16 protein-coding genes and 10 pseudogenes are annotated in these 24,603 nt (G+C 53.1%); 11 read left to right on the forward strand and 15 right to left on the reverse strand.

Translation table 11 applies throughout. The features are described 5' to 3' along the window. Positions 1–8: 8 nt before the first annotated feature. Positions 9–791, forward strand: a pseudogene (locus C492_RS10350) (RNA-guided endonuclease TnpB family protein); the annotation flags it as partial. A 126-nt stretch (positions 792–917) separates the two neighbouring features. Here C492_RS10350 and C492_RS10355 read toward each other — a convergent pair. From C492_RS10355 to C492_RS26055, 8 genes and pseudogenes are all read right to left on the reverse strand, one after another. Beyond that, positions 918–3,203, reverse strand: coding sequence for a N,N-dimethylformamidase beta subunit family domain-containing protein (locus C492_RS10355; RefSeq protein WP_204365611.1), 2,286 nt, complete (start codon positions 3,201–3,203; stop codon positions 918–920). Positions 3,204–3,205: 2 nt separating this feature from the next. Beyond that, on the reverse strand, positions 3,206–3,667 hold the full coding sequence (locus C492_RS10360) for an inner-membrane translocator (RefSeq protein WP_204365612.1): 462 nt from the start codon (positions 3,665–3,667) through the stop codon (positions 3,206–3,208). Positions 3,668–3,975: 308 nt separating this feature from the next. Continuing rightward, complete coding sequence (locus tag C492_RS10365) at positions 3,976–4,881, reverse strand: creatininase family protein (RefSeq protein ID WP_008423177.1); 906 nt, start codon at positions 4,879–4,881, stop codon at positions 3,976–3,978. A 451-nt stretch (positions 4,882–5,332) separates the two neighbouring features. Then, positions 5,333–5,644, reverse strand: a pseudogene (locus tag C492_RS10370) (hypothetical protein); the annotation flags it as partial. A 620-nt stretch (positions 5,645–6,264) separates the two neighbouring features. After that, positions 6,265–7,881: a BCCT family transporter gene (locus C492_RS10375; RefSeq protein WP_049892970.1), complete on the reverse strand. Its 1,617-nt coding sequence runs from the start codon at positions 7,879–7,881 to the stop codon at positions 6,265–6,267. Positions 7,882–8,366: 485 nt separating this feature from the next. Then, entirely contained in the window at positions 8,367–8,801 is a 435-nt protein-coding gene (locus C492_RS10380) for a GlcG/HbpS family heme-binding protein (RefSeq protein ID WP_008423180.1), read from the reverse strand. A gap of 222 nt (positions 8,802–9,023) precedes the next feature. Further along, a pseudogene (locus tag C492_RS25300) lies at positions 9,024–9,287 on the reverse strand (restriction endonuclease); the annotation flags it as partial. A 276-nt stretch (positions 9,288–9,563) separates the two neighbouring features. After that, positions 9,564–9,932, reverse strand: a complete 369-nt coding sequence (locus C492_RS26055; RefSeq protein ID WP_449289504.1) for a DUF7344 domain-containing protein — start codon at positions 9,930–9,932, stop codon at positions 9,564–9,566. A 197-nt stretch (positions 9,933–10,129) separates the two neighbouring features. Between C492_RS26055 and C492_RS25895 the strand changes: the two are divergent. Both C492_RS25895 and C492_RS22795 read left to right on the forward strand, forming a co-directional pair. Next, a pseudogene (locus tag C492_RS25895) lies at positions 10,130–10,756 on the forward strand (PAS domain-containing protein); the annotation flags it as partial. Between the two features lie 170 nt (positions 10,757–10,926). Next, entirely contained in the window at positions 10,927–13,026 is a 2,100-nt protein-coding gene (locus C492_RS22795) for a bacterio-opsin activator domain-containing protein (protein WP_083898822.1), read from the forward strand. A 39-nt stretch (positions 13,027–13,065) separates the two neighbouring features. On the opposite strand, the gene C492_RS24985 is transcribed toward C492_RS22795, so the two are convergent. Beyond that, the gene (locus C492_RS24985; RefSeq protein WP_083898823.1) at positions 13,066–13,386 is read right to left on the reverse strand and encodes a DUF7344 domain-containing protein; all 321 of its coding nucleotides are present in this window, start codon (positions 13,384–13,386) and stop codon (positions 13,066–13,068) included. Between the two features lie 147 nt (positions 13,387–13,533). Between C492_RS24985 and C492_RS23690 the strand changes: the two are divergent. From C492_RS23690 to C492_RS22805, 3 genes and pseudogenes are all read left to right on the forward strand, one after another. Continuing rightward, a pseudogene (locus C492_RS23690) lies at positions 13,534–13,686 on the forward strand (ISH3 family transposase); the annotation flags it as partial. A 414-nt stretch (positions 13,687–14,100) separates the two neighbouring features. Next, positions 14,101–14,481 carry a DUF1428 domain-containing protein gene (locus C492_RS10410; RefSeq protein WP_008423191.1) on the forward strand — a complete coding sequence of 127 codons (381 nt, stop codon included), beginning with the start codon at positions 14,101–14,103 and terminating at the stop codon, positions 14,479–14,481. An 88-nt stretch (positions 14,482–14,569) separates the two neighbouring features. Next, a pseudogene (locus tag C492_RS22805) lies at positions 14,570–15,569 on the forward strand (IS630 family transposase). Between the two features lie 88 nt (positions 15,570–15,657). Here C492_RS22805 and C492_RS22810 read toward each other — a convergent pair. Beyond that, positions 15,658–15,966, reverse strand: a pseudogene (locus tag C492_RS22810) (zinc ribbon domain-containing protein); the annotation flags it as partial. A 138-nt stretch (positions 15,967–16,104) separates the two neighbouring features. Between C492_RS22810 and C492_RS10420 the strand changes: the two are divergent. Next, positions 16,105–16,665: a TATA-box-binding protein gene (locus C492_RS10420; protein ID WP_008423196.1), complete on the forward strand. Its 561-nt coding sequence runs from the start codon at positions 16,105–16,107 to the stop codon at positions 16,663–16,665. A 276-nt stretch (positions 16,666–16,941) separates the two neighbouring features. Here C492_RS10420 and C492_RS25575 read toward each other — a convergent pair whose 3' ends face one another. Then, a complete protein-coding gene (locus tag C492_RS25575) occupies positions 16,942–17,076 on the reverse strand; it encodes a hypothetical protein (protein ID WP_008423198.1) in 135 nt (44 codons plus the stop codon). Between the two features lie 58 nt (positions 17,077–17,134). Here C492_RS25575 and C492_RS10425 point away from each other — a divergent pair, with 58 nt between their 5' ends. Further along, entirely contained in the window at positions 17,135–18,376 is a 1,242-nt protein-coding gene (locus tag C492_RS10425; protein ID WP_008423199.1) for an RNA-guided endonuclease TnpB family protein, read from the forward strand. Positions 18,377–18,624: 248 nt separating this feature from the next. On the opposite strand, the gene C492_RS25580 is transcribed toward C492_RS10425, so the two are convergent. Continuing rightward, a complete protein-coding gene (locus C492_RS25580) occupies positions 18,625–18,759 on the reverse strand; it encodes a hypothetical protein (RefSeq protein WP_275040335.1) in 135 nt (44 codons plus the stop codon). Positions 18,760–18,819: 60 nt separating this feature from the next. Beyond that, the gene (locus C492_RS25310; RefSeq protein ID WP_152424878.1) at positions 18,820–18,999 is read right to left on the reverse strand and encodes a DUF5786 family protein; all 180 of its coding nucleotides are present in this window, start codon (positions 18,997–18,999) and stop codon (positions 18,820–18,822) included. 660 nt (positions 19,000–19,659) lie between these two features. Here C492_RS25310 and trkA point away from each other — a divergent pair. The 3 genes and pseudogenes from trkA (at position 19,660) to C492_RS22820 (ending at position 22,412) form a co-directional block, all read left to right on the forward strand. After that, positions 19,660–20,994 carry a Trk system potassium transporter TrkA gene (gene trkA / locus C492_RS10430; RefSeq protein ID WP_049892973.1) on the forward strand — a complete coding sequence of 445 codons (1,335 nt, stop codon included), beginning with the start codon at positions 19,660–19,662 and terminating at the stop codon, positions 20,992–20,994. A 46-nt stretch (positions 20,995–21,040) separates the two neighbouring features. After that, positions 21,041–21,322 carry a hypothetical protein gene (locus tag C492_RS10435; protein ID WP_008423203.1) on the forward strand — a complete coding sequence of 94 codons (282 nt, stop codon included), beginning with the start codon at positions 21,041–21,043 and terminating at the stop codon, positions 21,320–21,322. 90 nt (positions 21,323–21,412) lie between these two features. Continuing rightward, positions 21,413–22,412, forward strand: a pseudogene (locus C492_RS22820) (IS630 family transposase). Between the two features lie 218 nt (positions 22,413–22,630). Here C492_RS22820 and C492_RS22825 read toward each other — a convergent pair. Continuing rightward, positions 22,631–22,885, reverse strand: a pseudogene (locus C492_RS22825) (IclR family transcriptional regulator domain-containing protein); the annotation flags it as partial. A 312-nt stretch (positions 22,886–23,197) separates the two neighbouring features. After that, positions 23,198–24,515, reverse strand: a pseudogene (locus C492_RS10445) (IS4 family transposase). Positions 24,516–24,603: the final 88 nt, after the last annotated feature.

Genomic DNA, 24,603 nt, shown 5'->3' on the forward strand with positions numbered 1-24,603 from the left:
CTGGAGCGCTCACCGTCGAGTACCCAGTTGAAGAACCGGCGACTGACGGTGACGCCACGCACATCGGCTTAGACATCGGAGAAACCGCCCTGATAACGGGCTGTGCCCTCAAGGATGGTTCTCCGACTGAACCGTTCGTGTGTAGCGGAAGTAGAGCGAAGCATCTCCGCAAAGAGATGCATACGACCCTGAAACGACTTCAAAAGCGCGACACATCCGAGTGGCGCATCGAAGACCGATTCAGCCACTACCAGAACGCGCTCACTGACATCGTGGAGAAGGCGTCTCGGCAGGCCGTCGAGTACGCCCGACAGTTTGAGAATCCGGTATTGGTGATGGAGGATTTGACGTACATCCGTGAGCGTCTCGACTATGGGAAGTACATGAACCGTCGCCTTCACTCATGGGCGTTCGCCCGACTCCAAGGGCGCATCGAGGACAAAGCGACGGAAGCGGGCATCCCGGTTGAGTACGTGAACTCGGCGTACACTTCTCAGATGTGCCACTCGTGTCACCGTATCGGTCGGCGGGACTCCCAAGCCGAGTTCCGGTGTCCGAACGACGACTGCCATGTTTCGACGTTTCAGGCCGACATCAATGCTTCCGCGAACATTGCACGACGGATTGACCCGTGGGGAGAGAGCGTCCCGCTTGACAAGGCGGAACGCAATGACTCGTCTCGGGATGGGCGCGGTTGTGACACCGCCACGACTCACCGTGAGAAGAGCGTACCAGCGCAGATGACGCTCACGGCGTTTCGAGAGTCGGAACCCTCTGCCAGCGACGACTAACTGGTATTCCCCATGCGTGGGAAGCCTCGCCGTTTGCGGCGAGGAGGATGTCACCTTATGTGTGCTGGTGAGAAAATATGCACTTCAACGGATAATCCCCATCAGGAGGGGTTCTCAGTGCAAGTGCTATGGATCGGCGCCCGGTAACGTTTCTTCTGTAAGGAAGGTTTCCAGTACGTTCTCCGTGATCTGCGAAATGTTGTTATCGTAGTCGTTTGTTGCGAGGCTGCCGCACCACGCGATAGATCCAGTTGAGAACACACCACCTTCGTTGGGTGTTTTGAAATAGACCATATCACCACGTACCTGCGGATCTTCTGTACCGCTAAGAGCGGGTGTTGTTGCAAGTATTTCTTCGACTACGTGGAGATAGTTATCGCTGTGATCCTCGGAGGAAGCGAGCAAATATGTATTGTCCGGCGTTCCGAGACTTTGATCGTATCGATCTACCTCAAGACCGGCCGCACCACCGCCAATTAGACCAAAATCACCGATTACATCGCTATCAACGTTTTCAAAAATGAAGTCCATCTCTGATTCGTTACTGTCGGCTTGGCGTCGGTAGTAGGAGCAGTCATCGAAGCCCTGTGCCGAAAACCCTATGCCAACAAGCTTCTGCGGCGCCTTATCGCGCTGCCGCCACATTCCACCTTTCTCACCAGTAAAGCTGAGATTCAGCTCTCCGTTCGGGATATCGTAAGTACGGATACCGGTATCGCCTTTCCTGATTTCGATAACATTCGGTTCCTCCGGATGGAACGCTGTCTGCCAGTAGAATCCATTTGCACCCATGTACATAAGTCGCCCCCCACGGTCTTGATAAGTCGAGATAGTTTCCCACATCTCTAGCGAGTAGTACTCTGGATGGGTGCCTGTGAGAACGACATCGTAAGACTCGAGCAGATCAATCCCGTCGAAGTGGAGATCTTCGTCGGTGACTACGTCGTAGTTGTACTCCTTTGTTTCGAGCCAGTCAATCAAATGAAGATCGGCATTGAATTGCCAGACGGATCCAGGTGGCGCAGCAAGCCAATGTTTGTATGTTGGGGAGAGATTGAGGATTGGTCGCAATCGACTCGAGTAAAAGACGCCATGGCCGTCAGCGTGAGTATCGTAACACGAGAGTCCGTATTCACGGTGTTCACTGAGAAAAATGTCTTCGGGTTGGAGTGACGGTGTGCGCCCGATCAGAAGTTCGGTTGCTGCCCCGTCAGTGACCATGTGATCGTTGGCGTAGGCAAGGTAGCTGTTTGTTGGGGCGAGAAACAGTATATCAGCAGTGGCCGCTCCCGTAGGTGGCCGGACAAAAAACGGGATATAGCTCTCATCACCATCTGTACGCAACCGAGCAGCGTAGACACCACTTTCTTGGCCCTCTGGAACGGTCCATTCAAAATCGACGTCCCAGTTGGCATCACCGAGGTCGTCTGCGTGGAAGTGGATCGCGGCATACTCATCTGGTGCTTCTGTAAACTCGTGATAGGCACCTGTCCAGCTGTGACCAGTGACCGCACGCGTAGGGACGTTCACGAGGGTCCCGTGATTGTTTCTGGTTGTGGTATCGGTAACCGTGTCGAAGGAGCTGATTCCGTTTGCACTGATTTCTGACGCGAAGTCCCAAGCGCCCAATAGTGTTGAATCGCTAGATTTCTGTTGGGTAGTGCGCTCTTTCATCTCGGAGACTGATACGGCAGTTTCGCCGATAGCCGGTGCTTCGAGCTTTCCAGTATAACACTTGGTCCCAACCGAATCTCCGTCTGACTTCACCGCTGATGCACCAATCATACACGGAACACCAGGTGTGCCGATACGCTCGAGATCCGATGATATATCAAATGATGCGTCCTGTGATTTAGAACTGTATAGAGTCCGGTCTTTCGTCGTCTCCAACGGGTGCTGGTGAAGGTTAACTGTGCCCTCCGTGAGATCAGCACTGGCAGCAAGGAAGTACCAATGGTTCGCTTCTACTGGTTCCTCAGTTCGATACTCGTGTGCGGTTTCTCCGTTACCAAGTACCAGCTCGAGATGACTATCTTCGTCGAGGAAGAGCCCATATCCCGATTTATTGTCCTCGTCCCACTTCGTTACGAGCGCTTGTCGTCCAGCTGTTGGAAGTGTTGGATATGCGAGTGTTTGAAGTGATAACGATTGATCGACAGCTAGTGACCCCTCGTCGTCTACACGCACATACGACCCGGCATGAATTGCTTGTTCACGTCCATCGTAGTTTCCATCGATATCTGTGTCAACGGGATCTACCGACAAGTCAGGTCCTTCTGGCACCGTTTCACCAGACTTGATTTGGACAATGTCTGCGTCATACGTTGACGACCCATAACAACTCACCATAAAGGGAATCTGCTCACCTGGTTCGACACTCCACCTGGACGTATACCCAGTAATGTGTTTCATGATTACTCCTCCGTGTAGGTAGCCTGAAGTTCCTCAATTCGACGCAGGAATACGGCGTGTTCAGCCTCCTCGAGCGAGTCGAAGGTATCTTCTTCGAGGAGTTCTGGTGAGTTCCCGCGTTCTCCTGAAAGCAGCCCTATATTCCATTCTTCGTTCCGCTCCGTTTCGACGATTACATACTTCTCGTCGAGTGGTTGACGCCTGAAATAGTGAAGAACCCGCTGTAGGTCATCACTATGTTGTCCGACTGGGTTCTCTTTGTGCTCCTGAATTAGGTCATCGTCTATCCGCGGCAGGATCTGTTCACGGGCGATGCGTTCATCGAGCTGTTCAACGACTTCGACAGTCGGGTCTCCTCCAGGACCACCACCATGAATCGCTTGTCGTCCGATCTCCTCGTATATATCTTCGTATGCCGACTCAACGACGCTTCTTCCAATCTTTTCGAATACCTCGCTTGACATTACCTGACATACTCCCATACCTGTCTATATAGAAATTATCAAAATAATCAGGTAGATATCAGATAGATATTAGAGATAAACTGGAGTCGGTAAGGTGAGAAATGGGTCGCGAGTGGTTCAAGCCGTATTGGCTGGGGGTCGACTCGAGCCAGCATTGCCTAAGTGAATCTGGGAGCCAGGGACGTCAGTACTCACGTATATCGGTGAAACATTATGATTTGGGAGTTGGCCCCGAAAATACGAGGAGACGTTTTAATGATAAGGCACTTTTTTCCAACGCCGTATGGCGATTCAACACAGCCGTGCAGTCAGCGTGTCCGGGGAGCGCCGCTTGGTGTTACCACTGCTCTTGTGCGCGGTCCGGCCGCTCTCGCTGGTAGATGTCGTCTCGAACCTCTTGGAACGTATTGATGAGTTCGGCGACAGCGTGAGTGATCGTCNGTCGCTTCGCTCGGATCACCCCAGGTCCCAGTTTCGCTGACCCGATAGTACGCACCTTTGCCGATCAGGAGGTGGTCCAATAGCGCCCCAGGGTTTTCGATGTCTTCCGGCAGGTTGGGGTCGTCGAACGATGTGCTCTCGAGATCAACGAGATCGTCGTCGATGGCCATCACTGCGGCCGTCTCGCCGATGTTTGCGTGCCACCCCGCGTCGAAGGAGAGGTAGTCCTCCATGTCCTCGCCGCTCAGTGCATCCCAGTAGGGGAACGCGTACACATAGTTCTCTTCGGGCAAGTCGTGTGAGGCCTGGTTGGCACCAACTTTCGCCGCCCAGTCGTTCGTGAGGTGACCCGAGATGAACACGATATCGGTAAACCCACTCTCGGCGAGCGAATACGCGATATCTCGCACTACCGTCGCCAGCGTTCGATAGTTGAGATAGGTGATGCCATCGTACCCGGCGTGCATATCCGACGCGCCGTAGTTTACCGGNACCGTCGCCAGCGTTCGATAGTTGAGATAGGTGATGCCATCGTACCCGGCGTGCATATCCGACGCGCCGTAGTTTACCGGCGGGCCGACAAGCGCATCAACGTCCTCGGCGATCCGCTCACAGATCTCGGTTGGGATGAACGCGTCGGTTCCCATCGCGAGATGTTCGCCGTGCTGTTCCGTCGTTCCAACCGGAATCAACGCCGTTGGCGTCTCTACACTATCGAGGTACGCTTCGACTTCGGGATGTCGCAGTTCGTCGAGTCTGATATACTGTGACATGACTGTGTATGCCACACCGTGTCATATAAAACCCTCCTGGAAAGCAGCTTCGAATAGCCGAGACGGGAGAATCGCGCTTCAGAGAGCAGGCACCGTTACAGATAGTGCACAACGCGTGGATGGACGATGACAACTACACTCAGAAACGATCAACCCGACTATTGACGANGCAGGCACCGTTACAGATAGTGCACAACGCGTGGATGGACGATGACAACTACACTCAGAAACGATCAACCCGACTATTGACGAACTCTATTATAAGTCGAGAGATCAGGTGCACGGCGTGTCAACCGGTTCTCGGTGAGATGCGACTGGAAGGGATTTGAGAGTCAACTCGGCAGTTAGTTGTGCTCAGCCTTCGAAATACTATATTTAATGTAGTGCTCGATATAGGGATTTGATTTCACATATAGTGCATAACACCCCTTCCCTCGCAGCAACTATCCACTCACAATTTTCGCTCGAGGACCTGTGCTAGCTGGATCTTGAGTTCGGCAGCCTGTAGAATCTTGATTTCGCTCTCAGCTTGTTCCTTGAGCGACGCAGTCTCCCGATGTAAATCCTGCACAACGAGCAAGCCGTTCCACCCAGAGCCGAAGTACTCCTCAGTATCCCGTCCGAAAACGTACTCCTCGTTGAGGCGTAAAAAGGCGAGATACTCGAGTGTCTCCTTGATCCCGCGCCGAATCGTGTCCTTGTTGGCGCTGTTCTTCACTTCGACGATCAGGTACTCGTGGTCATCGTCCTCGGAGATGATTTGAGGACCCCCGAAACTACTGCATTCCTCCGCTGGTCTGCTACTCGCGTTGGTAGTAGTATCAACGCGCACTGCGTGAACCGAACTCGTCGCTCGCGCTCCATTCGCGACGCGAAACCCATCCCGAAACCGAACGAATGACCGATTTAGACCGGTCCGTGCGGGCGCCTTCGGACGACCGCGATATCGTGTCGAGTCCTCGGCGACGCGTGTTACAGGGGTTCGCGATTGGCGGTGTAATCGCCGCAACCCCCCCTCTCTCGAGACGATACGCGGTCGCCTCGACGACGAGTCTAGGAGCGACGAGGGGTCCACCCTTTCCTTTGTTGCCGTCGGGACCATCCTGCAGCTACTCATTGTAGTTGAAAATGCTCTGTAGGATCGCTAGACGGCGCTGTGATTGGCCCAATATCGTCGGAGAACAATCAACCACTGAACTAGTATTTGGAATCTACCGCAGTCTCTTGTTTTTGCAGTAACCTGTTCACACAGCTATCAGAATCTGGGTAAGATCCATCCAGATCACACCGCAACTAACCACTGTCAATTACCCCAAAGTAACCGCAGTCTAGCGATCCTACAGAGCAGTTGAAAAGAAAACGGCCGATCGAACCCCGATCGCGTCAGTCGTCGTCGACGGTGGTCGACTGGACGGAAGTCGATTCGGGTGACCGGTGGTGGGTGTCGCTATCGCTCCGGTCGACATCGCTCTGGAGCAGCGGCCTGATCTGCTGGAACTCCAGGCACATGCCGATAATGGCAAGGACGCCGATGATCGCGAACGGGCCGCCGGTGATGATCGCCGCCGAGCGGAGCGCGTCGATCCCGCCGCCGACGATCAGCAGGGAGGCGAGCACGCCCATCAGCGCACCCCAAATGACGCGGTTGATCGTCGAGGGTCGCTCGGCACCGCCGGTGGTGAGCATCCCGAGCGCGAGCGTCGAGGAGTCTGCGGAGGTCACGAAGAAGGTGACCACGAGCAACATGAAGACTGCCGACAACACGGCACCGAACGGCAGTCCCTCGAACAGCGGGAAGCCGGAGACTTCGACGCCGTACTCGCCGACCGTCGTGAGCATCGGCGCGGTACCGGATTGCTCGAAGAAGATCGCGGTGCCGCCCATCGTCAGGAACCACGGGACGGTCGCGGCGGTCGCGCCCAGCAGGGCCGTCGCGGTCACCTGCCGGACGGTTCGGCCGCGGGAGATCCGGGCGACGAACAGGCCGCCGAAGGCGGCCCAGGAAAACACCCAGGCCCAGTAGAAGACGGTCCAGTCACCGACCCACTCGCCGCCGCCCTCGGCGTTAGTGTAGAGGCTCATCTGGAAGAACTCGCTGATGTAGCCGCCGATGGCCTGGCTGCCGACGTTCATGATGAAGTTCGTCGGGCCGAGGGCGAACACGGCCAGACACAGCAAACCGAACAGGCCGAGGTTGAACAGCGACAGCATCCGGATCCCCTTCCTGACGCCGAGGACGACCGAGACGGTGAAGGCGATCGTCAGGCCGCTGATGACGAGGATCGTACCGGCGTCACCAAACGTGATCCCGTAGTCGTACTCTAGTCCGGTGAGGAACTGGCTGCCGACGAACCCCAGCGTCGTCGCGATGCCGCCGATGGTCGCGAACACTGCGAGGATGTCAATGGTCTTCGCCAGCGCGCCGTCGAGGTTGTCGATCCCGATGAAGGGAGCGATCACCGTCGAGATCCGCATGGGAGCGTCGTGACGGTACGCGAAGTACGCGATCGGAATGCCGATGACCAGGTACGGCACCCAGTAGGAGATGCCCCAGTGGAACAGCGTGTACTGGAGCGCGCCGACAGCGGCCTCGGTGCTCTGGGACTCGGCACCGACGTACGGCGGCACTGTGTCGTAGTGGAACAGCGCCTCGGCAGGTCCCCAGAAGACGATCCCGGCGGCGATTCCCGCTGAGAACATCATCGCGAAGAACTCGAGGTTGCTGAAGGCCGGTTCCTCGTCGGGGTCCCCGAGCTTGATCTTGCCCCATGGGCCGACCAGCAGCCACAGCGAGAACGCGACCATCAGGAACATCGCGAGGACGTAGACCCACATGAACTCGTTCCAGAGGAACGAGTTGATGCTATCCATCACCGCGGCTGACTCCGAGGGGTTCATGAAGAAGATCCCGATGGCGACGACCGAGACGAGGAAGCCGATCCAGAAGACCGTCGGGTCGAGCTCGTCGAAGAACCGTCCGAGTGACTGTTTCACTGCCATCTAATCACCGCGTGTCTATGCATCGCTACGTGTGATCGTTGTTCACACATACTATCCATCCTGGAAGATGCTGAGAAAACTAAACCCAGAGTTTACGACAATATTAGCCAGAGACAAAATCGCTAATAAGTTCGGGGATAGTGCGTATGGCGATTCCACCCGTATCCGGCACAAACTATTTGAAATATTATGGTTAGTGGCGGTTCCTGACACGAACCTTCTAGGTCGAAGAGTAACGAAGACGATAGCCGACGACGGCTGAGTCCAGCGATCGTTCGAGCGACGGTTGAGCCGCCGATACCGAACCGACCGTTCGGCCGTCAGAGTTGTCACGAACCGTCTCGAGCCGTTACTCCGATCCTGTTTCGAAATGCTGTTAACCTTCCTATGGTCTGGCGGACCGGCTCACGAACAGATGACAACCGGTGCGTACGGCTTCGAGAGTACGACGGCTCACGACGGCGACAATCGCTGAGCCGGGACTATCAATCGTCGGCAGTGACACCTTCACTGAGCAGTTCTTCCCAAGCTTCAACGCCAGCCTCAGCGACCGTACGATCCTGGGAGACTTCGCCACCCGAGACACCAATAGCGCCAACAACTTCGCCACCCTTTTCGAGAGGGTACCCCCCGCCGAAAATCACGATCTTGTTGTCGTCAGTTGTCTGCAGACCATACAGAGAGTTACCTGGTTCAGATGCGTTTGCCAATTCATGAGTCGGCATATCTAGCGCCGCAGCAGTGTATGACTTATTACGCGAAATAGAGACGGAAGCCAACCACGCATCGTCCATACGATGCTGAGCGATAAGATTCCCTTCATCGTTAGCAACTGCAATCACCATTGGCTGACCCACTTGTTCTGCCCGTTCCTCTGTCGCTTTGATCACTTGCCGTGCAGTTTCGAGATTGAGCTCCATACCGTCCCCATTGATATTAGACAACCAACCTTTGTTCTAGGTGTGTAATTTATCACATAGTGATTATCGTAGCAGAACTTGCCCCATCACGGAAACCCTAATCACTATCTCTACCAGCACGATCGGCCACGAGCAAACGAGGCACAGTTTGCGAATTGGATGTGGAAGACGTTCTCGAGTGAGGTGTTACGGCCGTTCCTGCTCGAGATGCTCAGGAGTTCACTCGAGGTAGTGTTTGATTTGGTGAGATGCGTTCCGGTACGGCCGCTGCTCACTGAATCGCTGATTGAAATCAGCGCCTCACTGTTTGGCCTCGAGAAGAGCTATACCACCTTCAAAAAAGTCAGTGGTATCCTCAGTATCCAGATAGACCGTAGCAGCGTCTCGGCGGGCTTTCGTGTTTTCGATGAGGAGTTTATCAACGTAACCACTCCCATCCGGAAGGGTCGTCTCAACGTTCGTCCCGAACCCAAATACCTCGAGGACACCCCCGAGACCGCACGGGCGCACAAGGACATTCGTTGCTGGACATGTTGTAGCCCTCTTCTTGTATCATTAAGAATAGCATGGTCCTCGCTGGCGTGCTCGGTGTTGATGTGCTCGTAGACTCTTCTCGCGCCCGAACGCCCTCGAGCAGTCGGACGACGGGCACTCGTAGGTCCTGGCATCGTCATTCCAAAGACACACTATCTAGGTCGGACGAAATCATACAGGTTTGGTATAGTAAATAATGGCGTTTATGGATGTAAGAAGCAGAAAATGTTAATCCACATATTCGTGATTTTCGATGCGGTCACGCAAAGAGAGTTCTTGTTGCTTTACCTGCCCTAACCACGTCTCCAACGTGGTATCTCCATAGTATCGTATTGCCTTGCTTCGCGGGTCATAGTCAATAACTCCTCGAGAGCTTAGCTTTGGGAGGTGATGGTGATGGAGTGATATCTTGACCTCTTCCAGATAGCTTTCTGTCGGCTCAATTTCGCACGGGGTCTCCCAATTTGCGATGAGCGGTGCGATGTCTCTGAGATCTACAGCGTCAGTTCCGGCGTCTTGGAGAGCAAATAAGACGTATCGGCAACGCTGGTTGCTTAAGACCGAGAACAGTTGGTCGAACTTTGATCCGATATGCATAATACCTGTTTATTACGTCTCTGCAAAACACTCATGCCGAATTGTTACGGACTTAGGTAAAGCTGTTAATAGATTTCTCATGCTTCATATGCAAATTTCTTCTAAGTGGGGCCTAGACAGAATGCGGTTGAAGCACGACAAGAACTTCACCCTCCGTCGGCGGAAGGTTGATGTCTTAGAAGCAGATACAGGTGTTGATGAACCCGGGATCACTAACCGATGCACTCCAAGAGACACTCGCTGTTTTCAGTGACTCTGAGGAACCACAAACAACCCCAGAGGTAGCTGAATGCCTGGATCTCGGCCGACGGAGTACCTACGCTCGGTTAGAGCGACTTGTCGAACAAGACTGGCTTGAAACCAAGAAAGTTGGAGCGAATGCTCGTGTCTGGTGGCGGAATCCAACGGATGCAGAGAGTACGAGTTTTACTCACCCCATTGCGAAGGAATTTGTGGGAAAGTCTTCGCAGCAACGAGATTTCTTTCAACGAATTTTGGATACTATCCCCGTTGGCATATTAGTCCTTGAACCAGATGGAACGTTTACTGCCGTGAACCAGCAAGCGATCGAACTCCTCGAGGTTGAGACTAATATAGATGGAACCTATACTATTGACATTAAGGAAATATATAATGGGAGCAACGAATTCCTTGATCCAAGTGAGCGTCCTTACGGTCAAGTCTTCGAAACGGGTGATCCAATCCGGAATTGGCATAGTCGAATCAAGTCCTCGGACGGTGATTGGCACTGGCTTGCAACTAACATTGAGCCAATCGATGACAAGGAGGGTAACATTGAGTGTGCTTTCGTTACTATCGTGGATATCACGAGACTCAAATATCAGGCGATTCGTCTGGAACATCAACGTAATAAGCTCGAAAGTGAACTTGAGGAGGTTCTCGGACGGATTACCGACGCCTTCTACGCACTCGATGCGGAGTGGCAGTTCACCTATCTCAACAATCGAAACTTCGCGAAGAGTATGAGCGTGCAATGGAGTTTCAGGAGTCAGATTCTTTCGAGCTGTATTATCCTGAACCGTTCGATGGTTGGTACGAGGTCCACGTATATCCATCTCAGACTGGGCTATCAGTGTATTTCCGGGATATTACCGACCGAAAGGAGCGAAAGAACGAACTCGAGATGTATGAAACGATCCTTTCGACAGTCGGCGATGGAATATATGTTCTTGACGAAGACTACTGTTTTATCGAAGTAAACGAGGCGTACGTCAAAATGACCGGATACGAATGCGACGAACTTCTTGGAGCACACTGTTCGCTTGTGGTTGATGATGAGATCGTGGCCGAGTCTGCAGAATTAGTGGAGCAACTCGAATCTGGTGTGAGAGAAAGCGCCACACTTGAAGCAGATATTCATCGTATGGATGGAAGTCGTCTTCGTACCGAGAGTAGCTTTGCTGTTCTTTCATCCGATTCAACAGCAGGGGCATGGAAAGTCGGCGTCGTACGGGATATCAGTGATCGCGCTAAGCGAGAACGTATTCTCCGAGAAAGTGAACAAAAGTATCGATCTCTCGTTGAGAGCTTCCCGAACGGAGCAGTCGGCCTTTTCGATGAGGACCTTCGGTATACCGCTCTAGGGGGAGAACTTCTCGGTCAACTTGATATCTCTCCAGATGACTCAATCGGCGAATCCATCTATGACCGATATCCGGACGACATCGTTAGCCAAATTGAACCGTATTTCGAGGCAGCGCTTGACGGGGAGTCCGGTTCTCTCGAAGTTGAATATTCTGGTCGAGATCTGTTCGTATCGATTACCCCTGTAATGGATGAGGATGAAGTGTTTTCAGGAATGCTTCTCGTTCAGGACATTACCGAGCGAAGAGAGCGCGAGCACCAACTTGAACGTAGACGTGAACAGCTTGCTGCGCTCAACGACCTGAACTCTATTGTCAATGACATCACGGAGACAATTATCGACCAATCGACTCGCGAGAAAATTGAGCAGACCGTCTGTGAGGCACTGTCATCGGCTAGTGCATATGAGTTCGCATGGTTGGCTGAAGTTGATTCGACTACCGATACGATCAAACCACGTATTGCTGCAGGGACAAACGGGTATGAAGAACAAATATCTATCTCGATAAATCCTGCTACCCCAGGGAGCAAGGGACCCGGTGCAACGGCGATCCGGGAACAAGAGATTCAGGTCATTCAAAATGTGTTCTCGGATCCTTCTTTCGAACCATGGCAAGATGCCGCGGCCGAATACGGTTTCAATTCGGTTGCCGCAATTCCGATCATCCACGAAGGGACCGTGTATGGCGTTTTAGGCGTCTACGCTGATCGTCCGAATGCATTTGATAGTGCGGAACAGGGAGTCATTAGCCAGCTTGGGGAGGTCGTCGGTCATGCTATCGCTGCTACCGAGCGCAAACAAGCACTGTTGAGCGATGAGCTCGTTGAACTTGAGTTCCAGATCCACGATATCTTCGACGCTTTTGACGTTCCAGTCAAGATGAGTGGAACTGTCTCGCTCAATCATACTGTTCAACTCGGTGATGACGAGTTCATCTTGTATGGCACCGCGAGTTCTGACACTATTGATCCCTTGACTCGTCTTGTTGAGGTATTGCCTCACTGGGAATCGATTACTGTTCGATCGGAGGGAACTCCGACCAGTTTTGAGCTTCGGTTAGCGGACCCTCCAGTCCTCTCAGCCGTTGCGTCACTTGGTGGTTACATTGAACGGGCTATCATTGAAGACACTGATCTCCAGCTAACGGTCCACCTTGCACCGAGCACTGATGTTCGTCAAATAATTGATCTCGTTGAATCAGCGTATCCTCACGCCGAGATGCGTCGTCGGCAGCAAATAACCTGTTCACATGATCGTATGCCGGCCAATCAAGCCTGGTCTCTTTCGGATCTCACTGAGAGACAACGTGCAGCTTTGAAGGCGAGTTACTATACAGGCTTTTTCGCGTGGCCTCGTGAGACAACCGGGGAAGAAGTTGCTGAGTCATTAGGTATCGCCCCGGCAACTTTCCATCAACACCTCCGTAACGCTGAGCGTAAGGTGTTTGACTCTTTACTTTCGACCGGGATCCAAACAGTTGATAAGTGAGTTATCGAGGTACAGTTCAAGCAGTAGAGTGAACAATTGTTATGGGTCAAGTGGAACAGTACGCTTTCGAGTTATATTATTCAGATACGGTTCGAGTTCTATGACCTCCCTCAGAACAACGTCCCCAGTTCGTTGGTCGTATTCGATTACACCGTGATCTGCGAGACGAGGGAGGTGATTGTGGTGCAGTTCGAGCTTCGCACGCTCTAGCTCCAACTCGTCCGCATCGTTTCGTTGGCGAGCAGCCAACTGCTGGGAGAGGACGCCCACGTTAGACCGCCCACCATTTTCGAGGAGTTCTACAATGATATGCTGACGATCCGTATCCGCCAGTAAGCTGAGTACTGTTTGAGAGTCCATGATCGTCGATCGGGGATGAATGTGGAAAACTCCGATTCCAAATCGCATAGGACAGCTGCTCTGAAAAGTTCGGATGTCCATTAAGGATAGAATTGGTATACTCAGTACTTCACAAAGCCGTTAGTTGAGACGTCCGCTTGCTGAGTTGTGCCTGAACAATCCGAGCAAGCGGATAACGACATCCACGAAGACCAACTCCTTAACTTTCTCGTCAACACGATTAACGAGGAAGTTGATCTTGATCTCGGTGCCAACGCTAAAACGACTTCTGAGGACATTTACGAGGTCCTCGTCGGCGCGATGATGGAGACCTAATGCGGCAAAGTCGGTTATGACGAGGTTGACGACCTCGTGCTCACCGTGTTCAGTTGTGCTGCTCCGGCGATCTGATCAATATGGCTTGCCCGACAATCTCCCGACGCGAATCTGAACGAATATCCAGACGACCACGGCGTCGTCGTCTTTGACCGCGAGAGTAAGATCATCTCCAAAAGCGAGCGTGCTGACCAAATTTTGAAGTCGATAGCTGGGCTCAGGGGGAGTACCGACAGCAACCAGGAGTCGCACGCAGGGAGGGAATATGATGAGTCAACGCCGAGACAGTACTCTTGATACACAGACTATCGATGGCGATGGCCCACGGTATCTACGGGGAGACACTCCGATAGGTGGTGAAAAAAGATTGATTTCCGTCGAGTCCTCTGTACGCTTGTTATGGAACGATACATCGATGGATACGTCCTTCCGATCCCGAACGAGCAGCTCGATGCGTATCGCGAAATGGCCGACGAGGCCGGTAAGCTCTGGATGGAGCACGGCGCGCTCAAGTACTTCGAAGGGGTCGGAGACGACATGGAACCCGACATGGACGGCATGCCGATGGTTCCTTTCCCACAGCTTGCAGAAACAGAAGACGACGAGACAGTCGTGTTCTCGTTTATCATCTTCAAGTCGCGGGACCACCGCGACGAGGTGAACACAAAGGTGATGGGAGACCCGGCGATGGATCCGGATAGCTTCGATGAGGAGATGCCCTTCGATACGGAGCGCATGTCGTACGGCGGTTTCCGTTCCATCGTCAGTTACGGAAATTGACGAACGAGACCAACAGTGACAATCGGCTCCTGTCGCAATACTATAGTAACCGTTAGAATTTTCCACCCATAGATTGTTACTGCTTGTAATGGACCATCTCGACGAGATCTCCATCGGAGAACTTCAGGACGCACTCGATAACGTCGAGGGAAAGAAGCCGACACAACGGCTGTTGGCGGCAATTGCGTACAAAAACGGCGTCACACAGACCGAACTTGCCGAGTGGCACAACACTGGCCGGCGAACAATCCACAGTTGGCTCAAGCGACTTGATACTGACGAGCCGTTTGAGGAGGCCGTTACTGATGTTCACCGATCTGGGAGAAAGCGAAAGCTCTCAGAAAAAGAGCAACAGGAGTTCGAAGAGGCTGTCCACGAATCTCCAGAAGAAGTTGGGGTCAACGCGCCGGCGTGGACGCCGGCGCTCGTCCAGCAGTATCTTGAAGAAACATACGACGTTGAGTACTCAATCCCGAGCTGCCGGCGGTTGCTGAAAGAAGCGGGATTGAGTTATCAAAAACCACGCCGGACAGCCGCCGAAGCCGACGAAGACGAGCAAGAGGAGTTCCACGACAAGCTCAAAAAAAGCGGCGGGAGATGGACGCCACAGTAGTCTGTATCGATCAAACCAAGAAATCCGTGCAAGTCGAGCCGCGTGCCGCGTGATTTCCGTGCGGCACGCGGCCGTCCGTCGAACTGTCTGGGCAACGCGACTGGACGTGTCTGTTGGGCGCGATCACCGAAGACGGTGATCGCTTTTTCTCTCGATTCGAAGAGTACGCCACCGCCGAACATGCAAAACATTCATTCTCGCATTATGCAAAGAGTTCGAAGATGATTTGATAGTCGTACTGGATAGAGCACCGTATTTCCAGGCATCGGCCGTCACGGACCTGGCGGCCCGCGACGACCTCGCCTTCGTCACGTTACCAGCGTATTCACCGGAACTCAATCCAGTCGAAGAGTGCTGGAGACAGCTGCAATCAACTCTTAGCAACCGATTCTTCGACTCGCTTTCTGATCTGACAACAGCGATTGATACCGCTCTTGATCAACTCCCCATTCCAAAAGTGGGCAATTATTTCTAATGTCTGATATAGTGGTTCGAGACGCCGGAGGCGTTTCGTCATCAAGCGAGACCGAAGGTCTCGCAGACATCGCGGAGCTTCGCTCCGCTCAGCCACGGAAGATCGAAGATCTTCGAACGATTCCGAGGCTTCCAGTTTCGATGACGCGACTTGCAGGAACCGACGAAGACCTTGCTCCGTCGGTTTCCACAGCGGTCGCAGTCTCCACGGGCGTGAATTCGGCCTGTCCCTGATCTAACTCTTGAAGACCGCGAGAAAGCACGTTGTACGACGCATTCGCGTCCCTATCCGCCTCAAACCCACAACTCGGGCAACCGTGTTCCCGCACCTACGACGGCTTCTCCGTCGAAACGCCACAAGACGCGCACTCTTTGGTCGTGCCACGCGGGTTCACAGAGGGTCGGCTTCAACTTCAGGGTCAAGCCCCGGGGTGTTCGCCTCGACAGCCTGTAACGACGGCTAGTGTCTGTGATAACGCTATCTATTACGCATAATTCAAAATACACAAAGTGGGATATCGCTGTATAAGTACTAGATGACTGACCCCACGGATACCATTACTACCGAAAACGTAGTTGCCTCCGGTGATACTGGACGGGAGTTCGACCTCCAGGCGTTGGCTGACGATCTCAACAATGCACAATATGATCCGAATACATTTCCTGGTATTGTCTATCGAATGGATAATCCCCAATCCGCTGGCCTAATATTTCACACTGGCAAGATTGTCTGTACCGGCGCGAAAAGTGTTGAGGATATCAATAAATCAGCCGAGACTATTTTCAATGCACTCAAACAGTTGGGGATTGCAGTTGAAGAAAACCCATTTACTATCCAAAATATCGTCTCATCAGCTGACTTAGGGTGCTCTCTTAATCTCAATGCTGTTGCTATCGGTTTAGGTTTAGGACAGATCGAATACGAACCGGAACAGTTTCCTGGACTCGTTTACCGACTTGACAAGCCAGATGTTGTCGTCTTACTTTTTGGGAGCGGAAAGGCCGTTATCACTGGCGGCACGGAGATCCAAGACGCAGCCACTGCAGTTAACGTTATCATCTCAAAACTCGAGAACGTCGGTTTGATGAATCGCTAGCTGACGTCCGGATTGGAGTCTTACAAGGTGTCATAGAACGGTTAGCACAGTTTCGAAGACCCTATTGAAAAATCTGCTCTATAGGATCGCTAGACAGCACTGCCTCAATCGCGTTACTGACAGAGCCTACGACGGGAAACCGTTCCGAGACGAACTCCGGTCAGATCGAACTTGTCCGTTGATCCCCCACCGGATTTACTCATCTTGCGGTAGCGAGGAAACCCCGCCCCTTGGGGCGGGGAGGAATCGCGTTCGTCCGTGTCTCAACTCGCCCTGCTATGCCTCCCCGGTGTCCAACGCTTCCGCGCCTTCGAGCATCAGCCCCTTCCAGGTGTAGCCTCGCTTGCCTTTGATCTCTTTCAACCGCTCGTACTGTTCGTCGTCTACCTCGAAGCGGATTGACTTGCTCACACATGTTTATCGTATCAGTGTAATTTATGTGCACCGGTCGTATAGTCTGTACTGTCGAATGGTCGCCGGAACTACCGCCACGAAAACGCTCGAAGCCACACTTGCTCCGCCCACCACTGGCAAAGAGCAACGGCTCGAGTGTACCGTGGCGACCTACCGCCGTGCCCTTTCGGACGCCTTTGAGAGTGGCGCGGACACACAAACGGCGGTCAACGACGTCGTCACGCCCTACACTCTCACGTCCTACGCGAAGGACGCGCTCAAGAACTACGTCCCGAAGCTTCGGGATACGTACAACGCGTCGGAGATCAAAGACGATCACCCGGTTCGATTCACGAACCGCGGATTCACTCTCGACCACTCCGACGATCGAAGGCACGAGTTCTGCTGGCGCGTCCCGCAGGCCGGGCGTGGCAACGCCTTCTGGATTCCGCTTCGGATCAACCCCGAACAGGAATCGCTCTGGTTCGACCTGCTCGACGAGGACGTGGTGGTCGGCGAGTTCCGACTGCAACAGCACCGAACCAATTGGGTGTTGCACGTCACCGTCGAGTATGAGGTAGCCGAGCCAGAGATCTCGGACGACCCGACTCGAATTGGCTTCGATATCGGCGAGTCTAAACTGCTGACGGGCTGTGCCTGTCAGAACGACACTCCGATCCAACCGTACATCTACGACGGCGGACGTGCGCGGGCACTCCGGAAGGAAATGCACACGACCCTGAAGCGCCTCCAAGAGCGTGACGCTGAGCAGTGGCGAATGGACGAACGTTTCGACCACTACCAGAACGCGTTGACGGATATTATTGAGAAGGCGTCTCGAGAAGCCGTCGAGTACGCTGCGTCCTTCGACGACCCCGTGATCGCACTCGAGGACCTGTCGTACATCCGTAAGAATCTGGATTACGGAAAGTACATGAATCGGCGTTTGCACTCGTGGGCGTTTGCCCGACTCACCGACCGGATTGAGGACAAGGCCCTCGAAGCCGGCATCCCGGTCGAGTTCGTGAACCCGCGCTACACGTCCCAGACGTGCCACGCCTGTGGTCACATCGGTCGTCGTGGGTCGCAAGCCGAGTTCAAGTGTACGAATCCGGAGTGTTGGGTCACGGAGTATCAAGCAGATATTAACGCAAGTGCGAACATTGCACGTCGCGTTGACCCGTGGGGAGAGAGCGTTCCTTGGAAACCGGAACGCAATGACTCGCCTCAGGATGGGAGCGGTAGTGACACCGCCACAGGACACCGCACGCCGAGTCGGCAATCCCGACAAACGACGCTTGCGGTCTTCGAGTCCTGAAACCTCCCTCGACGCGAGGCTTCCCTTGTAGGAAGCCCCGCCGTTTACGGCGGGTGAGGATGTCACACGATCTCGTAGCGCGGCGACTGATTTGAATGTCTCGAGATCACATCCCCATCAGAAATTACTAATAGGCATAGTTGTTGGCTTACCGATAACGGGGTAATACGTCGAAGATTCTCGTCGAACGTACTGTCTGGCAGACGAAAATACAAGGTATTTCGAAGTCTTTGTTCAAGTACGATCCTTCATCCAATGGTCCCGCTTGTGATCAGTAAGAGAGTAATTCCAGCTACTAACACCAGCGTTAGCCATCCAACGAATATCGTCGCGGCTTGTCTACCTGTAAGCTGATCACCGTTGAGGATTCCCTCAAGCTCCATACACAGTAGTACCCCTCAAGTCGAGATAAACCATTTGATTTGGTTCATTCACTAACGTTATCATGGTTCATTTGACTTGATTTTCTGGAGATTTTCGAGGAGCTCACTAGTTGAACTGTCCTCGTCGAACGTTATTTTACCGTGATACTCCTCTGGCTGATCGTCCGACTCTGATTCGATTTCAGAAATCGCTCGTTCACGACGTTCGTACTCACGTTGGTTATGGTCACTCATCCCCATGTGGATACGGATGTTCGCGAGGAGCAGCAATCAAGGTATCGGTCACCCACAGAATAGCGGTATAGCTGCCGTAGCAAGATCCTACTAGCGCTATACTTAATGGTACAGTATAATAGGATTTGGTCGTCTCACGCTCGATTCTATTTTCGGTATAATTACGAATGTACAGTTGTAATGTCTCTATATATGTGCTTTAGTCCACTGTCTAAATAGATATTATAATACTGCTATTATAGATATCAACTAGGATGTCGTCTGAAAAGTCCATTACTATATAATAGTACCTGTATACTGGACGTTTTTGTCGCACTTTCGAGTAAAGACTTGCATTCAATCGAATGAACCGGTCTACTTAAGCCACACAACTAACTGGTGAGCAAACGATCAGACGGGATATCCTTCGGACGGACCGTCATTTCTATCCGTTACTTTATCTTTCTCCGCGATCCTATCGTCATTTTTCTAACGCTTGGGTCCGGCTAAGGACTAGATCGTCCATGAACGAAACTCATAATGGTCAATGGGCTCTTTCTATGAACACATCCGGGACAAGGCGACTGCGACGTCGGCTATTAGTCTATCGGATGGCCACAAAGATCAATGACGGTTACTGATGCCACTTTCAGGCCAAGCCTCGATTATCCGTTGAATGAGGGTTCGATGCGTATAACGATTATCGGAGCCGGTGAGGTCGGACGAACGATCGTTGCAACGCTCGCAGACCTTCACGAGGTAGTTGTTATTGATCGTGATGAGCAGATCGTCGAGGAACTCACGTACGCGTATGACGTACTCGCTATCCACGGCGATGGCCGAGATGTTGAAACACTACGAGAGGCCGAAATCGATCGAGCGGATCTCGTAATTGCGTGTACCGACGATGACGATGTCAATACCGTTATCTGTGCGACCGTAACAATGATCTCTGATGCGTTCACGGTGGCACGAGTGAGACACCGAACGCTCTTCGAAACATGGAACGACCGTCCGGATGCGTTCGGTGTCGATTTTATGATCTGCACGAACTCGTTGACGGCCGAAGCAGTACTTCGGATTTCTGGACTTCCTGCTGCACTGGAGGTTGACACGTTCGCGAACGGTCTCGTCCGGATGGCTGCGTTCGAAATCGCTGCTCAGAGTCCGTTCGTCGATCGACCCGTGCGTGAAATCGATCTGGATGAGTCGGTAACGATCGCGGCGATCTTCCGCGACGACGAGGTGGTTCTTCCGACCGGAGAAACCGTGCTACGTTCCACCGATCGGATCGTAGTTATCGGAAGCGCTAGCGGCGTTACGAACGTTGCGAATCGTATTTCGCTGTCATCGCGAAGTCCGACCGACGAGGTCGTTATTGCCGGAGCGAGCGAGATTGGCTTTCGAATCGCCCGACTGTTCGAAGAGCACGATTATCATCCTCAAGTAATCGAACCGGATCCCGATCTCGCCCGAACTGCGGCCGAAGCACTCCCACGTACGACAGTACTCGAGGGAGACCCCGCGGACATCGAATTTCTGGAACGCGAACATATCGAAGACGCCGATATCGTCATCGCTGCTTTGCCGGACGACGAACGGAACTTACTCGTATCATTAGTAACTCGTCAGTTCGGGGTCGGAGAAACCATTGCTATCGTCGAGGACAGCGAGTACACCGAATTATTTGGGACTGCCGGTGTCGATGTGACCGTGAATCCGCGCGAAGAAACTGCCGAAGAGATCATTCGATTCACCCGGCTGATTCCGACCGAAAAGATCGTACTGCTTGACCGTGAGCGTGCGGAAGTGGTCGAGATCGTAATTACTGAAGAGAGTATTCTCGCAGATAGTGAAATCAGGGATTCTATGTCGAGCCTTCCGGATGGAGTGATTATCGGAGCGATCGCTCGAACTGGTGAACTCGTGATGCCTCGCGGGACGACCGTGATCAGACCGGGAGATCACGTTATTTTGTTCGTTGATACAGATATACTCGAGGAAGTCATCGAGGTTATCTAGCGCGGAATCAACACGACTTATAGGCCGCAACCACCAGTACGTACGTATGGCAGATCTCAATCCGACCGCGAAACGAATACACCAGATCAGTCCCGACCCCGTTGAGTTGACGCTCGACGACGGAACAACGGCCATATTTCATATTTCCGGGGCCGAATTCTTTCAGCAGGAATTTCAGGCGGAGGGTGTTTGCGAGGCCGATGACGCGGACTATCGCTTCATCACGAGCACGGATAACGAATCGATCCTGGTCGGACGAAAGGGCGCAGACGAATCGGAGTGGACGACGGTCGGGACGGTAGCTGAAGTCAACAGGGACGGATCGTAAGCGCCTGTTCGCTGGGTACTGTACTGTGAGTCCGTTCATTCTCCTATAGTGTCCGTTAGAACTTTCCGCCCGAGAACGTTGAGTGGTTTAATGGACCATCTTGACGAAATCTCTGTCGAGGAACTCCAGGATGCTCTCGACAATGTCGAGGGAAACAAGCCGACACAACGGTTGTTAGCAGCAATTGCGTACAAAAACGGCGTCACACAGACCGAACTTGCCGAGTGGCACGACACCGGTCGAAGAACGATCTACAGCTGGCTCAAGCGACTCGACACTAACGAGTCGCTTGAGCAGGCTGTGACTGATGCTCATCGATCTGGGAGAAAACGAAAGCTCTCAGAAAAAGACAACAAGAGTTCGAAGAAGCTGTCCACGAATCACCCGAAGAAGTTGGGGTTGACGCGCCGGCGTGGACGCCGGCGCTCGTCCAGCAGTATCTCGACGAGACATACGATGTCAAGTACTCAATCCCGAGCTGCCGACGGTTGCTCAAAGAAGCGGGATTGAGCTATCAAAAGCCACGCCGCACAGCCGCTGAAGCTGATGCTGACGAGCAAGAAACGTTTCGTGAAGAACTCAAAAAAAGCGGCGGGAGATGGACGGCACAGTAGTCTGTATCGATCAAACCAAAAAATCCGTGCAAGTTGAGCCGCATGCCGCGTGGTTTCCGCGCGGCACGCGGCCGGCCGTCGGATTGTCCGGGCAACGCGACTAGACGTGTCTCTTGGGCGCGATCACCGAGGACGGTGATCGCTTTTTCTCTCGATTCGAAGAGTACGTAACCGCTGACCACGCGAAACATTTCATTCTCGCGTTATGCAAAGAGTTCGAAGATGATTTGATTGTTGTGTTAGATGGAGCTCCGTACTTTCAGGCATCGGCCGTCACGGACCTGGCGGCCCGTGACGACCTCGCCTTCGTCACGTTACCGGCGTACTCTCCCGAACTCAATCCGGTCGAAGAGTGCTGGAGACAACTCCAAACGGCTCTCAGCAACCGATTCTTTGAGTCACTTGCTGAACTTACAACAGCGATCGACACCGCTCTCGACCAACTCTCGGTCCCAAAAGTGAGCAACTATTTATAATTTTTACTATAGAACGTACTGTCCACGTACAATAGTGTATAATAGTCCAAACTTCTTGAATAATGTCGATAAGTTGTCATACAGTTCGCAATTTCACGCAGTGAATTACATTCACATTGGTGTAATGTACATCCGAAATCTCGCTCCGAAAACGGGATGTTTGTATAATAATCCAGTATACTTGATCATTCGCCGAAATCCGTGAGCGATCCGATCACTCAGCGATAATCGTCCAAGTATGAATCTCTGATTTCGGTCTCGAGGTCGTCGACGTACTCCGTCAGTATCTCCGGCAGCTCGGTAGTGTACCGTTCGTCCGTAAATCGATACTTTGGACCAATAATGGCGATCGCACCGAGAACGCTTCCATCGGGGTTTGTCACCCGCCGCCCGACTTCTCTGAGACCATCAACGTACTCCTCGTCGGCGAACGCAACACCTCGATCGCAAATTCCCTCGAGTTCCTGTAAGAGGCATCCGTTCTAGTTTAGTGACTGGCTGAGACGGGGATCGTGCCGAAATTGTGTCGAGTCTGACCGCAATCATACCGAGGTAGCTACTGTNCATCCGTTCTAGTTTAGTGACTGGCTGAGACGGGGATCGTGCCGAAATTGTGTCGAGTCTGACCGCAATCATACCGAGGTAGCTACTGTTCCGGCAGGCCAGCTGATGTTCGGTCAGATCTCCCATCGAAGGCGGCGCACTCGCGGCCGTGAGTGCGCCGCTGTTCCAGAGCCAGTGCTGATCAGGTCGGGCGATCCAGTCTGTCTCGTCAGGCGAGTTCGTTACCAGAACTCGCCAGACTCCACCTGTTCACGTAACCTCGGACGATGTGGGTTTGGATCCCGTGACGACCACAGCAACAGTGAATCAAGATCCGGCAGCTCATAGCCCAGATCAAGCATCAGGTACAATTGGACCAGGTGCGCGTGCCGTTCAACAGCGTGTGAACACCGTCGCCGAGGGAGGCGCGGCGACGACGCCGAAGCGTCGTCGTCGCGTTCTCGCTGCTTTGCGTCGAGTTTGCGGAGTTCGTCAGCGATAACTCGGCTCATCAGCAGCGAGATTGCTGCCATGATGATCAGTGCCTCGATGATGTAGGGGTCGGTCGTGTTGATCTCATCCAGTCCAAACCGTGATTTTAGTTCTTTGAACAGTAACTCAATCTCCCAGCGCGCCCGATAGAGCTGTGCGATATCGGNCGCTGTAGTCGTCTTTGTCGAGATTCGTCAAGTACAGATGGTACTCGCCGCTGTCATCGTTGAGAACGCCGACCAGTCGAAAGGTTCGGGTCGTGCTGGCGCCCGACCCTCGTTTGCGGTCGAACGAGAGGGGGATCCGCACGTCGATTTCCTGTCGCTGCAGGTCGTCGAGGACGGCCTGCAGCGACCGCCCCTCCAGCGGGATGCTGTTTCCTCGCCACGTACGAAGTTCTTCAACGATCTCGAAGTTCGCGTTCTCTTTGACGCGAGAGACGAACCAGCCGTCATTGGCGTCAATACGGTCGAACAGCCAGAAATCGTAGTAGCCAAGATCGAACAAGATGAGGGCGCCAGCTACCCACTCGCCGGTGGGTAGCTGGCTCCGTTCATGGGTGCTCGCGTCGGTTGTCTGGAATCGCGTTGGAAGCCCAGTTGAGAGCGATTCGGTGAGATGGAGTTTCGCACCGGCTCGGTCGTCATCAAGGGCATAGACGTCTTTGGCGTCTTGATAGAGCGAGATGATCGTGGCGTCAACGATCAGGACGTCTCGAAATCGTTCGAGACGTCCGGTTAGGTCGGTTTGGCCCGTGTCGAGATTCTCGATGGCGTCATCGAGAATCTCTCTGAGGAGGGCAACGAACCCTGGTTTGAACCAGCCGTGGAAGGTCGCGTAGGTGAGTTTGTCACAGTCAGCCATCTCGACGTAGCGTTCGAGAAACGCCTGAATGGTCCGATCAGATCCGGCAGCGAAGCCAAGAGAAAGCGTGTAAAACAACGCGACGACGTCGAGTTTCCGCTCTCTCTGGATGAGATTCGTTGCGCGAGCCCGCTCGCGCAACTCATCGGATGGAAAAGCTCTTTGAATTCGGTTCACAACTACTGAATCCGGTAGTGTGTACACATCCTCTACCGGATTCTCACACTCCTAGTTACTGACTATTCTAGTTCGGCGTCCTTGGATGCCTCGCTGCGTTAAACTAGAACAGATG

Source organism: Natronococcus jeotgali DSM 18795, assembly GCF_000337695.1.
GTDB classification, from domain to species: Archaea; Halobacteriota; Halobacteria; order Halobacteriales; family Natrialbaceae; genus Natronococcus; species Natronococcus jeotgali.

Bases quoted from the DNA above. Each gene is read 5' to 3' on its own strand.
- C492_RS10355 (WP_204365611.1), bottom strand. From the start codon at position 3,203: ATGAAACACATTACTGGGTATACGTCCAGGTGGAGTGTCGAACCAGGT.
- C492_RS10360 (WP_204365612.1), bottom strand. From the start codon at position 3,667: ATGTCAAGCGAGGTATTCGAAAAGATTGGAAGAAGCGTCGTTGAGTCG.
- C492_RS10375 (WP_049892970.1), bottom strand. From the start codon at position 7,881: ATGGCAGTGAAACAGTCACTCGGACGGTTCTTCGACGAGCTCGACCCG.
- C492_RS10380 (WP_008423180.1), bottom strand. From the start codon at position 8,801: ATGGAGCTCAATCTCGAAACTGCACGGCAAGTGATCAAAGCGACAGAG.
- C492_RS26055 (WP_449289504.1), bottom strand. From the start codon at position 9,932: ATGCATATCGGATCAAAGTTCGACCAACTGTTCTCGGTCTTAAGCAAC.
- C492_RS22795 (WP_083898822.1), top strand. From the start codon at position 10,927: ATGGAGTTTCAGGAGTCAGATTCTTTCGAGCTGTATTATCCTGAACCG.
- C492_RS24985 (WP_083898823.1), bottom strand. From the start codon at position 13,386: ATGGACTCTCAAACAGTACTCAGCTTACTGGCGGATACGGATCGTCAG.
- C492_RS10410 (WP_008423191.1), top strand. From the start codon at position 14,101: ATGGAACGATACATCGATGGATACGTCCTTCCGATCCCGAACGAGCAG.
- C492_RS10420 (WP_008423196.1), top strand. From the start codon at position 16,105: ATGACTGACCCCACGGATACCATTACTACCGAAAACGTAGTTGCCTCC.
- C492_RS10425 (WP_008423199.1), top strand. From the start codon at position 17,135: ATGGTCGCCGGAACTACCGCCACGAAAACGCTCGAAGCCACACTTGCT.
- C492_RS25580 (WP_275040335.1), bottom strand. From the start codon at position 18,759: ATGGAGCTTGAGGGAATCCTCAACGGTGATCAGCTTACAGGTAGACAA.
- C492_RS25310 (WP_152424878.1), bottom strand. From the start codon at position 18,999: ATGGGGATGAGTGACCATAACCAACGTGAGTACGAACGTCGTGAACGA.
- trkA (WP_049892973.1), top strand. From the start codon at position 19,660: ATGCGTATAACGATTATCGGAGCCGGTGAGGTCGGACGAACGATCGTT.
- C492_RS10435 (WP_008423203.1), top strand. From the start codon at position 21,041: ATGGCAGATCTCAATCCGACCGCGAAACGAATACACCAGATCAGTCCC.